This is a genomic window from Micromonospora maritima (assembly GCF_902825405.1).
Lineage (GTDB): Bacteria > Actinomycetota > Actinomycetes > Mycobacteriales > Micromonosporaceae > Micromonospora > Micromonospora maritima.
The window spans coordinates 36,152-48,063 of sequence record NZ_CADEAU010000004.1 but is presented as its reverse complement, the minus strand read 5'-3'; the positions used below and the strand labels follow the sequence as shown (position 1 = coordinate 48,063).

Below are 11,912 nucleotides of genomic sequence, written 5' to 3'. Positions count from 1 at the left end.
AGCCGTCGGCGGTCGCACCGGCCGGCTCGTCGGCCGGCCGACGCGGGGCCGGCGGCGCGGCCTCCGGCTCGGTCGGTCCGGCCCGGAGGAAGCCCTCCGCCCACCGTCCGACCTCCGCGAACACCTTCTCGCGTACGGCCGGACTGGACAGCGTGAGGTCGTGCAGCCCGCCGTCGAAGCGGGCCAGGGTGACGTGCCGCCCGAGGCGGGGCGCCCAGCGCACCATGTGCTCGACGTCGAGCACCGCGTCGGCGAGCGTGGCGTTGTCGTGCCACTTCGCGCCCCGGTAGCTGCGGGTGGAGCAGGCCAGCAGCACCGGCACCGGGATGTCGAGGCCGGCCCGCAGCCGGCGCTGGCCGGCCCGGATGGCGTTGATCCAGCCGGCCCGGACCGGGAATCCGGCGAGTGGCTTCCAGGCCAGGTCGTAGCGCCACTCGCCCCGGTGGTCGGCGTGCAGGCTCTCGCCGTACACCGTGCCCAGGCCGAACGGCAGGACGCGCTGCGGCGCCCGGCGGCCCAGGCGGGAGACGGCGGCCGCGAGGGGGCGGCGGACCAGCCAGGGGGCGTTGATGTCGAAGAAGGGGCTGTTGAGCACGATGCCGTCGACCAGGCCGGCGTCGCGCCGGGCGTCCGCCCACAACGAGATGATCAGGCCGCCGGTGGAGTGGCCCATGGCGAGCAGGGTGTCGTGCCCCTCCTCGGCCCGGATGATCTCGGCCGCGGCGTCCAGCTCGGGGAAGTAGTCGGCCAGGTCGTGGCAGAAGTTCGGGGTCTGGTGCGGGAGCAGGCTGCGGCCGTACTTGCGCAGGTCGAGCGCGTAGAAGTCCCACCCGCGTTCGGCGAAGAAGTCGGCCACGTGGGTCTGGAAGAAGTAGTCGACGAAGCCGTGCACGTAGAGCACGGCGCGGCCGGTCGGGCGGTCGGCCCGCCGGCGGACCAGGGTGGCGACCACCGGTCCCTCGTCGTCGGTGCCCAGGTCGATGGTCCGCCGCTCGTAGGGCGCTCCCAGCACGTCCGGTTCCACGACCGCGACGGTACGCCGCCTCGCTACCCGGCGGTAGCCCCCGCCCGCCGGCACCGTGCGGGCGGGGGCGTACGAGGCTCAGGCGGTCTCGGCGTCCTCGCGCGCGGCGGCCTGCACCGGGATGTCCTCGGGCTGGTCGACCGCGCGCAGGTGCTTGTTGCTGCGCGGCTCCTGCCGGGTCTTCGCGTCGTTGAGCTTGCGGCGCAGGTCGTCCCGGACGTCGTTGAGCGCGGCGTGCAGGTCCTCCTCGGTCGAGGTGGTGACGATCTTCTGCCGGCCGGCGACCCAGCACTCCAGGGTCACCTTCTGACCCCGGGCCTCGCGGTCCTTGACCGACACCTCCAGCTCGGTGGCGTCGGCGTGGAAGCCGGCGAGCCGGGCGTCAAGCGTCGCGAACTGCTCGGCGATCCAGTTGCGGTCGCCCTGGGAGAACCCGGCACCGACCCGCAGGCACTCGGCCACGGTCGCGGGGTTCGCCACGGCGCTCATCGCCCTGCCTCGCGGACGTCTCGGAGAAGCATCGGCGCTCCCTTTCTCTCGGTTGATCAAGTACTTACCCAGCCGGCGTGGTTCCGGAACGCCCTCCGCCGGTCACGTTCCGATCATGTGTCGCCGCAGGTCGCCGACCGTAGGGTCCGTGGTCCTAGCAGATCGGGACCTTGATCAGGGGGTTGTCCACAAGGCGGTCCGTCGTCCACAGGCCGTGCGGCGGCGGTGTCCCGGACCGGGCGGACCGGCCACGCTCTGCCGGACAAGCCGATCCCTGGAGGGGCGATGTTCGATACGTACGTCACGATCCTCACAGATCACTAACCGCTACCACCGGAACGCGACCTGAACTCGCTGGTCCTCCGGTTGCCGCCACGACGCCGCCGGCTGCACCACCACCCGCGACACCACGGCGCGCAGTGCCTTCCCCCGTTCAGCCGCCGTCATCTGCGGCCACAACCGCAGCAGCGTCTCCACCGCCCCCGCGGCCTCCACCGCCTCGCGCGGCTCCTCCGCCGGCCCCAGCCGGGACAACTCCGCCAACGCCGCCCGCTCCGTCTCCCGAAGCTCCGCCATCACCTGCCGGTACACCTCCTCCGGCAGAGGATCCATAGCGTTGTCCCGCGCCAACCGCACCATCCCCGCGCGGGCCTTCCGCAACTGCTGCTCCAACGCGTCCCGGTCCGCCCGACCCGCCGCCATCCGCGCCAGCCGCGCCGCCCGCGCCCCGTGATCCGTGCGCAGCTCGGCCACGTACGCGGTCACCTGCCGCAGCACCTCCGCCTCCACGCGCGCCAGCAACGGCCTGCCCACACCCGGGCAGGCGCCGCCCTTCACGTCCCCGCGGCCCTGCCCACACACCAGCCGCTCACCCTGCCGCTGCAACGCGTGCCCCTGCGGGCACACTGCCAAGCCCACCAGCGACCACGTCGGGGCCAGGTGCCGGGGCGGCGTGCCCGCGTCGGCGGCCAGGCGCCGCTGCACCCGCTGCCACGTCATCTCATCCACCAGCGGCTCGTGCACGCCGGGCAGGACTTCGCCGTCGGTGACGACCTTCCCCAGGTACGCCGGGTTGCGGAACAGCTTCTTCACGTTCGCCGAGTGCATCGCCCGGCCACGAACCGCGGCCAGGTAGCGGGTGATGTCGCCGATCGGCTCCCCGGCGGCGTACCGGCGGAACGCCTCTGTCACGGCCGGGCCGAGCAGCGGGTCCGGCACCATCTGCTTGTCGACCCGCGCGTACCCGAGGGGGCGGCCGTGGTGCTGGCCGCGCTCGGCACGCCGGGCGATCGTGTTCGACCAGCTCCGGCCGATCTCCCGCGCCCGGTACTGCGCGATGTTCAGCATGTTGATCAGCATCATCTCGCCCGAGGGCGTGGACGTGTCGATGTGCTCTGTGGCGGAGATGATCCGCACGCCCGATGTGGCGAGTTCCCGCAGCACCAGCAGCGACTCCAGCACGTCCCGGCCGAAGCGGGACACGTCGTAGACGGCGAGCGCGTCAAGGTGCCCTGCGCGGGCCATGCGTCGGATGCGGTCGATGCCCTCGCGGGCGAAGTCGGTGCCGGAGCGGTCGATGTCTTCGACGACGGCGACTTCGGTCATGCCGGTGGTGGCGCGGCGCATCGCGGCGACCTGCACCTGAGGGCTGTGGAAGTCGTCGCCGCCGCGCCCCATCAGCGCGGATACACGCACGTAGAGCACAACACGGCCGGACCCGGTGGGCGCGGCCCGGGGTCGGCGGGGCATCAGCTGGTGGCGCGGTCCTGGTTGCGGCCGGCGCCGCGCTCTTGCTGCTCGGCGAGCTGCGCCAGGTAGCGCAGGGTGGCGCGGATGGTGTTCTTCTCGGGCTCGCTGACGTTCGGGTCGGTGAGCCTTCGCATGATGACCTTCAGGTCGGGGTCGAGGGGGACGTCGCGGGTGGGTCGGGCTGTGGGGGTGGCGTTCGGTCGTAGGCCGGCGGCGGCGAGGGCTTCGTCGGCGTCCAGGCCGAACAGGTCGGCGAAGCGGGCGACGACTTCGGCGTCTTCGGGGCGGCTCTTGCCGGACTCCCACCGGATGACGGTGCCGCGGTCGACTTCGAGGCGGCGGGCGAGTTCCGCCTTGCTCATGCCGATGTGCTCGCGGGTGGCGGTCACGTACGTGGCCCAGTTGCCACGCTCGGGTGTTGGAGTGTTGCCCACGTGCACACGGTAGAGCACTCCGTGGGACGTATCCGCAGGTCGTGAGGGGTCTGGGTGCGTGGTGCGGCGCTCTTGCCGCAGTCTGAGTTGCCGTCTCGACCAGACACGGACGGCCTTTTCTCCACGTTGCATGGCTGCAACGGTAGGGGACTTTAGGGCTCGTCTCAAATCATCCGAACAGATGATGTGTTGCACCCTTGCAACACCGCGCGGTGCGGGCGTACGGTCTGTTGCATGAGCGCCGCAGAGCAACGTAGCGACAGTGCAACACCTCCGGCGGTCCGGATGCGCGCCGACGTCTTCGACAAGCTCGCCGAGACCCACGGTGCCACGAACGACGCCGAGCGGGCCCGCCTCGTCGGGATCGAGCGCACCACCCTCTACCGGATCCGCGAGGGCAAGGTCGTCCCGAAGTTGGAGACGGCCATGCAGATCGCGCAGCGGCTCGACGTCACCGTCGAGGACCTGTTCGAGGTGACGGCATGACGCACCCGCCGTCCGGTCCGCACACCCCGTCTCCGCCCTCCGGGCCGCGCGGCGAGGTGGCCCCGCTCGACGCCGACTCTGACGCCGGCCGCGAGGCAGCCGAGGCGCTGACGCAGGCCCTCGCCGAAATCCAGGTCGCCATCTGGCAGCGCGCCGACGCCGCCACCCCGGCGGCCGACGCCGCCTGAACCACCCCGGCGCCCACCCGGGCCCGGAAAGCCGAAGCCCCCCGCATCCCGGCAAGGACAAAGCGGAGGGCCGACCCGAAAGAAGGTACCCCGATGGACGGGACCAGCAACACCGAGCAGCTTCCCGAGCCGCTCGCCTACGCCCTCGACGAGATCCTCACCGCCGTCAACGGCGTCGACCCGATCGAGCGGGACGCCGACTACGACGACTGCTCCGAGCAGGAGCTGCGCATCCACCGGGAGCTGAACAAGCTCCGCAACCTGATCACCGAGATCCGGGTCCGCAACGACATCCCGGTGGTGACCGAGTGACCGCCCCGACGATGCGGCCGGCGCACGTCACCCAGCCGGAGATGACCGCCGCCCAGATCCGCGCGGAGCGGACCGTCCTCGCGCACCTCGTCGCCGCGCTCCCCACGATGACCGACACCGAGCTGGACGCGACCGCCGCCGAGCACGCCTACGAGACCGGCCACTACCCGGCCGAGGCCCGTGCGCTGATCACCGCCGAGTACGACCGGCGGGCGGCGCTGGCGCACGCGGAGCTGGTCGCGTCGATGGCCCCGAACGTCCGCTGGACCGCCACCGGAGGTGCGAAGTGAGCTGCATCCGCTGCAAGACCACCGAAGCCGCACCGGGCACGTGCTGCTCCTCGCACGACAAGAAGCTGTGCCACCTGTGCTACCGGCGCACGCACTTCGTGGAGGTGTGCGTCGAGGGGTGCCGTGACTGCGCCGCCGAGAGCCTGCCGGTGAAGCTGCGCGACTTGGCGGTGGCCCGATGACCGTCGACCTCGGCGACTTCGCCTCCCGCACCCAGTGGGTCCACCCCGCCCCCACCGCCGGCCCCGGCGACCCGAAGATCCCGACCGGCCCGTGGGCGCCCACCGTCACCGACAAGCCCACCGTCGACGAGCTGATCGCCCACTCCCGGGACGTCGTCGCCGACGTGTACGCGACCATCGCCCGTCACCGCAGGGTGGTCAGGGGCACCGACCGCGACGACCTCGGGCAGGTGGCCTGATGACCGCCGTGCCGATGCCGCGCGCACTGCGCCGCCAACCGAAGCCCCGCAACCACAGCGCCTACACCTGCCCCACCTGCGACGCCCCGCCGTTCGCCGACCACACCGGCGACTGCGCCCGCACCACCACCGACGGCAACGCCTACCGGGGCGTGCTCATCGGCGTCGCCCTCGTGATCCCCGGCTGGCTGCTGGCCGCCATCGCCCTGATCTGGAGCTGAACGACATGACCACCGACATCGACGCCATCCGCAAGCTGGCCGACGCCGCCACCGACGGACCCTGGCGAACCTGGACCGTCGACCCGCGCCCCAGGTTCCAGGTCGGACCGACCTCGCCGTTCCGGCCGGTCGCGGAGGTGTACGAGCGCGACGAGCACGGCAACGACTCGACGTTCATCGCCGCCGCCCGGACCTTCGTCCCGCAGCTCTGCGACGAGATCGAGCAGCTCACGGCCTACAACCGCGCTGTCAAGGGAGCCAACGAAGATCTCCGCGCCCGGGTCGCCGAACTCACCGCCGACGCCGCCCGCGCCGACCGCCTCGACCAGGAACTCGCCACCCTCCGCGACGACAACGCCGACCTCAACCGCCGGCTCCGCGCCGCCAACGCCGAGATCGCCAGCCACAACAAGGCCGTCACCCACTGGGCCGAGCAGGTCGAGCAGCTGAAGAAGCAGCTGGCCGTCGCCCAGGGCGCCCTCGCCGTCATCCACGCCAACGAACTCGACGACATCGAGGACGGCTTCTGATGCCCGCCCACATCCTCGCCGTCACCGTCATCCCCGCCGCCCTCTGCCTGACCATCGCGATCGCACTGCGCGGCCAGGGCGGACGCCGCACCACCGGCATGGTCCGCCCCGACGCCCCCTACATGAACCCCCTCACCCCCCGGGAGCGGGCCGCGATCCGCCACTACGCCCTGCTCGACCTGAAGGGCCGCACCCTGTACGTGAACACCGTCAACAGCGAGGTGACCCAGTGACCACCTCCACCCTCGCCCGCCCCGGCCGCCGACCCGGCGCCCTCGTCCCCGTCGCCCTCGACCCCCGCCCCTGCGTCGTCAACCCGCCGCAGTGGTGGGACGTCGGCAACGACGGCAACGCCGCCGCCATGTGGCTGTGCAAGAAGCGCTGCCCCCTCGCCGGCACCTGCACCCCCGAGTCCGGCGTCATCCGCCAGGGCATCGCCTGGGGCGGCAGCCAGTACGCCAAGACACCCACCGCGCTGAAGGTCTGCCCCCACTGCAAGCACCCGAAGGTCCGGCACAGCAACCGCGGCGCCACCACCTGCAAGTGCGACGACACCGGACGCACCCGCGAGCAAGTCATCCAGGCCTGGATGAGTGCCGGCGGCGACACCCGACCCATCGCCCACATCGCCCCCGAGATCGGCATGAGCTACCACGCCCTGCGCGACGCCCTGCGCCGCGCCCGCAAGGCCGGGGACCGCCGCGTCCCCCTGCTCAAGCAGGAGGCGGCGTGAACACGCAGGAACTCGTCACCGCCGCCCAGAACGGCAACCCCGACGCCTTCGCCGAACTGTGGCGGATGTACCGACCCGAGATCGCCCGCATGATCTACCGCCGCACCAGCGACCCCGACCTCACCGACGACCTCACCAGCGAAGTGTTCCTCCGCGCCTGGCGCCGCCTACCCACCTTCACCTGGCGGGGAAACGGCTTCGCCGGATGGCTCACCACCATCGCCCGCAACCTCGTCATCGACCACTACATCACCGCCGCGCGCCGACCCGTCAACAGCCAGCCCATCGACGACACCGACCACTGGCACCCGCCCGCCACCGACCGGCGCACCAACCCCGAAGCCGTCGCCGAACAGGCCGACCTCGCCGAAGCCCTCGACCGCGCCATCGCCCGCCTCACCCCCTACCAGCAGCAGGTCATCCGCCTTCGCTTCGGCGCCGGGCTTCCCCTCGCCGACACCGCCAAGCACCTGAAGCGCCGGGCCGTCGCCGTCCAGTCGGCACAGTTCCTCGCCACCCGCGCCCTCGCCGCCGACAGCGACCTCGCCGGGCAGGTGGCGGCGTGAAGAAGCGAACCGACCTGCCGCTGGGCTGCGACCGCTGCGGCGTGCGCCGGCAACTCCACGACGACCCCACGCACGGCTGGCTGGAGCCGTCCATGCGGACCGTCCTGCGGCGGGCCAAGGCACTGAAGGGACCGACCAAGTGAGCGACCCGTTCGACACCCCCAACGCCGCGGCGCCCGCCGCCGGCGGCGTGCAGCCGGACCCCAAGCGGGACCGGTGGGGCCGCTACCTGCTCCCCGACCCCGGCGAGCCCGGCGCCACCAGCACCCTCCCGTGGACCCGCGCCACCACCTTCGCCAAGTCCATCAGCGACACCTTCGGCCTCACCAAGTGGCAGCTGCGGATGGCGCTCAAGGGCATCACCATGCGGCCCGACCTGTACGCCCGCGCCTCCGCCGCCACCATCGACGACAAGCAGGTACTCGACCAGGTCGCCGAGGCGGCGAAGGAAGCCGCAGCGTCCAGCTCCGGCGCCAACCTCGGCTCCGCCCTCCACCAGTTCTCCGAGCGCCTCGACCGCGGCGAGCAGGTGCACGTCCCGCCGCCGTGGGACGCCGACATCGCCGCCTACCAGAAGGCGCTGACCGACCACGCCATCGACGTGGACGCCGACCTCATCGAACGGATCATCGTCGTCCGGCAGCACCACGTCGCCGGCACCCTCGACCGGATCTACAAGAGCCGGCGCTGGCGGCTCCCGCGCATCGGCGACCTGAAGACCGGCAAGGACCTCACCCACGGCTGGATGGAGATCGCCGTCCAGCTCGCCCTCTACGCCAACGCCGACGCCATGTGGAACGGCCTCACCGACCGCTACGAGCCCATGCCCGAGGTCGACCGGGAGGTCGGCGTCGTCATCCACCTGCCGGTCGGGAAGGCCACCGCCACCGTCTACGAGGTCGACCTGACCGCCGGCTGGGAGATCGCCCAGGTGTGCGCCGACGTGCGCGAACTGCGCACCCGACGCAACCTCGCCAAGCCCGCCGCCATCGCCACGCCCACGGTCGACGCCCTGCTCGAGCAAATCGAACAGGCCGCCACCGACAACGCGCTCACCGCCCTCTGGCAGCAGGCCACCGGACGCGGCGAGTGGACCGACATGCACACCGCCGCCGCGAAGGCCCGGAAGGCGGCCCTGACCTCATGACCACCCCGGACCTGTTCGACACCCCCACCACGACACCGGGCTGCCCCCGATGCCGGGCGGAGGTCCTGCGGGTCCTCGACACCGAACTGGACATCCACGTTGACCTCGACCCCACGCCGATCCCCGCACTCGGCCCGTTCCCCGCCGACCGGACCGTGTTCGAACTCCACCCCACAGCCGGCTGGCACAACCCGAGCAGCCCGCGCCGGCGGGGCTACCCGATCCACCTCATCCACACGTGCGCGACCACGACCACGAAAGCGAGCAAGCCATGACCGACCTCTTCGACGCCCCCGCCACCAGCACCGGCGGCGCCATCACCGACTTCGACGGCGCCCTCCTGCTCGTCACCCCGACCGAGATCCGGGAGAACGTCCCGACCAAGAACGGCCCGTCCGACGCCACCGTCGCCGACGTCCAGGTCGTCGACGGCCCGCAGGCCGGCACCGAGCTGAAGAGCATCTTGGTCTTCCAGAAGATCCTCCAGAAGCAGCTCCGCCCGAAGGTCGGCACCGGCCGCATGGTCCTCGGCCGCCTCGGCAAGGGCACCGCCACCCCCGGCAAGACCGCGCCGTGGATCCTCGGCGACCCCACCGACCAGGACAAGCAGGCCGCCCGCGACCACCTGGCCAAGGTCGCCCCGCCGTTCTGATCCGGCCCGCCGGAGTCCCGCACCAACCCCACCGGCTGGTGCGGGGCCCCGACAGACCGGCACCACCCAAGACCGCAACGACACCCGGACACGGATAGCGAGGGGGCAACCCGTGAACACCCAGAACCACCCGCCGATCGAGCAGCAGCTCGACCAGGCGCTGCGCACCCTCGACCTCGACACGTTCCACCGGCTCGGCGAGCAGGCCGACCGGGACGACGCCGCCCGCGAGGCCCGGCTCAACGCACCCGAAGCGCTCGCCAACGCCGCCCGCTGGTACGCGTCCCAGGGCATCCCCGTCTTCCCGCTCATGCCCGGAGAGAAGAAGCCCTTCCCCGGCAGCCGCGGGTTCAAGGACGCCACCACGAACGCCGAGCAGGTGCGCCGCTGGTGGACCGCGCACCCGCAGGCCAACATCGGCATCCCCACCGGCGGGCTGTTCGACGTCATCGACATCGACGGCGAGCAGGGCGCCATCTCCTACCGGGAGCTCCGCGACACCGACGTCATCCCCCGCATCTACGGCAAGGCCACCACCGGCCGGCCCTGCTCCCGGCACCTGTACATCGCCGCCACCGGCGACGGCAACAGCGCCGGCGTGTGGCCCGGCATCGACTTCCGCGGGAAGGGCGGCTACGTCGTCGCCCCGCCCTCGCGCACCGAACGCCGCTACGACTGGGAGCAGCCCCTCGACCTCGCTGGCCTGAAGGCGGCGGCCCAGTGACCGAGTCGTTCCTCGCCAAAGCCAAGGCCGCCCGCGAACAGCGGGAACGGCCACTCCGCGCCGTTCCCGACCAGCCCACCGGCGACGCGTTCGACGCGCCCATCCCGGTCGGCACCGGAGGCGGCGCCGGCTACGCGCAGACCGCCCTCACCAACGAGATCGACCGGGTCCGCACCGCCGTCAAAGGCACCCGCAACGACGCCCTCAACCGCGCCGCGTTCTCCCTCGGCCAACTCGTCGCCGGCGGCGAACTCACCGAAACCGAAGTCCGCGACGCCCTCACCGACGCCGCCCGCGCCGCCGGACTCGACGACCGGGAAACCGCCGCCACCATCGCCTCCGGCCTCGGCAAGGGGCAACTCAACCCCCGGCAGGCGCCGCGGGTGCAGATCCTGCGCGGCATCTACTCCAGCGTCGAGCAGGCCACCGAACGGTTCGAAGACCCCGAGCCGCTCGAAGGGGTGCTGGAGCCGGCGCCGCCGTTCCCGGTCGACGCCCTCCCGGCCGGGGTGGGGGAGTTCGTCCACGCCCTGTCGGCCACCACCCAAACCCCGCCGGACCTCGCCGCCATGATGTCCATGAGCGCCCTGTCCGTCGCCGCCGCCAACCGGTGCTGGGTGTCCGGCGGCGGCAGCTGGGTCGAAGCGCTCATCCTCTGGACGATTACCGCGCTGCCCCCGGCGTCCCGCAAGAGCCCCGTCGTCGGCGCCATCGCCGAACCGTTCCACCGCCTCGAACTGGAGGCGCTCACCGAACACCAGCAGTCCCACGGCGCCAAGGCCGACCTGCTGGAAGCCGCCGAGTCCCGCCGGTCCACCCTCGTCGGGAAGCTCGGCAAGGTCGAATCCGCCGTCGAGCGCGCCAAGCTCGAAGCCGAACTCGACGCCGTCCGCGGCGAGATCGCCGACCTCACCGTCGCGCCGCCCCGCGAGTACCTCGTCAACGACTTCACCCCCGAAGCCCTCGCGCTGGTGCTCAACGAGAACGGCGGCACCATCGGCGTCCTCGACGACGAAGGCGGCGTGTTCGGCGCCATCACCGGCCGGTACACCAACGGCACCCCCCAGCTCGACCTGGTCCTCACCGCCTACGACGGGAAGAAGCCCTACAAGCAGAGCCGCGTCGGCCGGCGGAAGGTCCACATCCCGTGGCCGGCCGTCGCCATCGGCCTCGCCGTCCAGCCGTCGGTGCTGCGCGACACCACCCAGACGCCCGTCCTGCGCGACCGCGGACTCATGGGCCGCTTCGCGTACTGCGTGCCCCACGACACCGTCGGCACCCGCGACAACCGCAACGTGCCCGACATGCCCGCCCACCTGGTCGGGCAGTGGGACAAGACCATCGAAGCGATCACCCGGATCCCGCTGTGCGGGCCCGACCAGCCCAAGCGGATCATCCAGCTCGCCGCGGACGCCTACGAGGCGCACCTGGACTACCGGGACATGATCGAACCTCGGCTGCACCAGGAGACCGGCGACCTCGCGTTCATGTCCGACTGGGCGGGCAAGCACGCCGGCCGGGTGCTGCGCATCGCCGGACTGTTCCACCTCGCCGCCGGCAACGACCCCGCCCACCCCATCGACTTCCACACCATGGCCGCCGCGATCGACGTCGCCGACTGGATGCTCGAACACGCCGTGCGCGTCTACGGCGGCTGGCGGGCAGCGGCCGGCGGCCGGGACATGACCGGCCCGCTGGCCGTCCTGCGGTGGATCCGCCGCGACGGCGTCGACCAGTTCACCCACCGCGACGCCCACCAGGCGCTGCGCGGGCAGGGCTGGGCGAACGCCGACGCGGTGCGTGACGCCCTCGTCGTGCTCGTCGAGATGGGGTGGCTGTCGAGCGTCGAGCGGCTCTACGCCGACGGCAAGCGGCGCAACCCCGGCGGCCTGTTCGTCGCCCACCCGACGCTCACGGAGAGTGCGCGATGACATCGGGCGTGGACA

At 72.2% G+C, this 11,912-nt stretch carries 21 protein-coding genes; 17 read left to right on the top strand and 4 right to left on the bottom strand.

Annotation, left to right across the window (positions count from 1 at the left end; all coding sequences use genetic code 11):
* The 4 genes from HUW36_RS01360 to HUW36_RS01345 all read right to left on the bottom strand — a co-directional run.
* On the bottom strand, positions 1-1,024 hold a 1,024-nt coding region (locus HUW36_RS01360), incomplete at its 3' end, for an alpha/beta hydrolase (protein WP_174526389.1).
* A gap of 78 nt (positions 1,025-1,102) precedes the next feature.
* The gene (locus tag HUW36_RS01355; RefSeq protein ID WP_174526388.1) at positions 1,103-1,513 is read right to left on the bottom strand and encodes an HPF/RaiA family ribosome-associated protein; all 411 of its coding nucleotides are present in this window, start codon (positions 1,511-1,513) and stop codon (positions 1,103-1,105) included.
* A gap of 327 nt (positions 1,514-1,840) precedes the next feature.
* Positions 1,841-3,208, bottom strand: coding sequence for a recombinase family protein (locus tag HUW36_RS01350; protein WP_174526387.1), 1,368 nt, complete (start codon positions 3,206-3,208; stop codon positions 1,841-1,843).
* A gap of 53 nt (positions 3,209-3,261) precedes the next feature.
* Positions 3,262-3,828, bottom strand: coding sequence for a helix-turn-helix transcriptional regulator (locus HUW36_RS01345; RefSeq protein ID WP_246247777.1), 567 nt, complete (start codon positions 3,826-3,828; stop codon positions 3,262-3,264).
* Between the two features lie 102 nt (positions 3,829-3,930).
* On the opposite strand from HUW36_RS01345, the gene HUW36_RS01340 reads away from it, so the two are divergent.
* The 17 genes from HUW36_RS01340 (at position 3,931) to HUW36_RS01260 (ending at position 11,897) form a co-directional block, all read left to right on the top strand.
* Positions 3,931-4,182, top strand: a complete 252-nt coding sequence (locus HUW36_RS01340) for a helix-turn-helix transcriptional regulator (RefSeq protein WP_217428747.1) — start codon at positions 3,931-3,933, stop codon at positions 4,180-4,182.
* The gene (locus HUW36_RS01335; RefSeq protein WP_174526385.1) at positions 4,179-4,370 is read left to right on the top strand and encodes a hypothetical protein; all 192 of its coding nucleotides are present in this window, start codon (positions 4,179-4,181) and stop codon (positions 4,368-4,370) included. The genes HUW36_RS01340 and HUW36_RS01335 overlap by 4 nt, the downstream gene beginning before the upstream one ends.
* Positions 4,371-4,463: 93 nt before the next feature.
* Positions 4,464-4,682, top strand: coding sequence for a hypothetical protein (locus HUW36_RS01330; RefSeq protein ID WP_174526384.1), 219 nt, complete (start codon positions 4,464-4,466; stop codon positions 4,680-4,682).
* Positions 4,679-4,972: a hypothetical protein gene (locus HUW36_RS01325; protein ID WP_174526383.1), complete on the top strand. Its 294-nt coding sequence runs from the start codon at positions 4,679-4,681 to the stop codon at positions 4,970-4,972. The genes HUW36_RS01330 and HUW36_RS01325 overlap by 4 nt, the downstream gene beginning before the upstream one ends.
* Positions 4,969-5,154 carry a hypothetical protein gene (locus HUW36_RS01320; protein ID WP_174526382.1) on the top strand — a complete coding sequence of 62 codons (186 nt, stop codon included), beginning with the start codon at positions 4,969-4,971 and terminating at the stop codon, positions 5,152-5,154. Before HUW36_RS01325 ends, HUW36_RS01320 begins: the two co-directional genes overlap by 4 nt.
* Complete coding sequence (locus HUW36_RS01315) at positions 5,151-5,393, top strand: hypothetical protein (RefSeq protein WP_174526381.1); 243 nt, start codon at positions 5,151-5,153, stop codon at positions 5,391-5,393. Before HUW36_RS01320 ends, HUW36_RS01315 begins: the two co-directional genes overlap by 4 nt.
* On the top strand, positions 5,393-5,614 hold the full coding sequence (locus tag HUW36_RS01310; protein WP_174526380.1) for a hypothetical protein: 222 nt from the start codon (positions 5,393-5,395) through the stop codon (positions 5,612-5,614). Before HUW36_RS01315 ends, HUW36_RS01310 begins: the two co-directional genes overlap by 1 nt.
* Positions 5,615-5,619: 5 nt before the next feature.
* Entirely contained in the window at positions 5,620-6,144 is a 525-nt protein-coding gene (locus tag HUW36_RS01305; protein ID WP_174526379.1) for a hypothetical protein, read from the top strand.
* Positions 6,144-6,377: a hypothetical protein gene (locus HUW36_RS01300; RefSeq protein WP_174526378.1), complete on the top strand. Its 234-nt coding sequence runs from the start codon at positions 6,144-6,146 to the stop codon at positions 6,375-6,377. Before HUW36_RS01305 ends, HUW36_RS01300 begins: the two co-directional genes overlap by 1 nt.
* A complete protein-coding gene (locus HUW36_RS01295) occupies positions 6,374-6,877 on the top strand; it encodes a hypothetical protein (protein ID WP_174526377.1) in 504 nt (167 codons plus the stop codon). Before HUW36_RS01300 ends, HUW36_RS01295 begins: the two co-directional genes overlap by 4 nt.
* Entirely contained in the window at positions 6,874-7,443 is a 570-nt protein-coding gene (locus HUW36_RS01290) for an RNA polymerase sigma factor (RefSeq protein WP_174526376.1), read from the top strand. The genes HUW36_RS01295 and HUW36_RS01290 overlap by 4 nt, the downstream gene beginning before the upstream one ends.
* Complete coding sequence (locus tag HUW36_RS01285; RefSeq protein WP_174526375.1) at positions 7,440-7,586, top strand: hypothetical protein; 147 nt, start codon at positions 7,440-7,442, stop codon at positions 7,584-7,586. Before HUW36_RS01290 ends, HUW36_RS01285 begins: the two co-directional genes overlap by 4 nt.
* A complete protein-coding gene (locus tag HUW36_RS01280; RefSeq protein WP_174526374.1) occupies positions 7,583-8,590 on the top strand; it encodes a hypothetical protein in 1,008 nt (335 codons plus the stop codon). Before HUW36_RS01285 ends, HUW36_RS01280 begins: the two co-directional genes overlap by 4 nt.
* Entirely contained in the window at positions 8,587-8,865 is a 279-nt protein-coding gene (locus HUW36_RS01275; protein WP_174526373.1) for a hypothetical protein, read from the top strand. Before HUW36_RS01280 ends, HUW36_RS01275 begins: the two co-directional genes overlap by 4 nt.
* The gene (locus HUW36_RS01270) at positions 8,862-9,242 is read left to right on the top strand and encodes a hypothetical protein (protein ID WP_174526372.1); all 381 of its coding nucleotides are present in this window, start codon (positions 8,862-8,864) and stop codon (positions 9,240-9,242) included. The genes HUW36_RS01275 and HUW36_RS01270 overlap by 4 nt, the downstream gene beginning before the upstream one ends.
* Positions 9,243-9,354: 112 nt before the next feature.
* A complete protein-coding gene (locus HUW36_RS01265; protein WP_217428746.1) occupies positions 9,355-9,966 on the top strand; it encodes a bifunctional DNA primase/polymerase in 612 nt (203 codons plus the stop codon).
* Positions 9,963-11,897, top strand: a complete 1,935-nt coding sequence (locus HUW36_RS01260) for a YfjI family protein (RefSeq protein WP_174526371.1) — start codon at positions 9,963-9,965, stop codon at positions 11,895-11,897. The genes HUW36_RS01265 and HUW36_RS01260 overlap by 4 nt, the downstream gene beginning before the upstream one ends.
* Positions 11,898-11,912 lie beyond the last annotated feature (15 nt).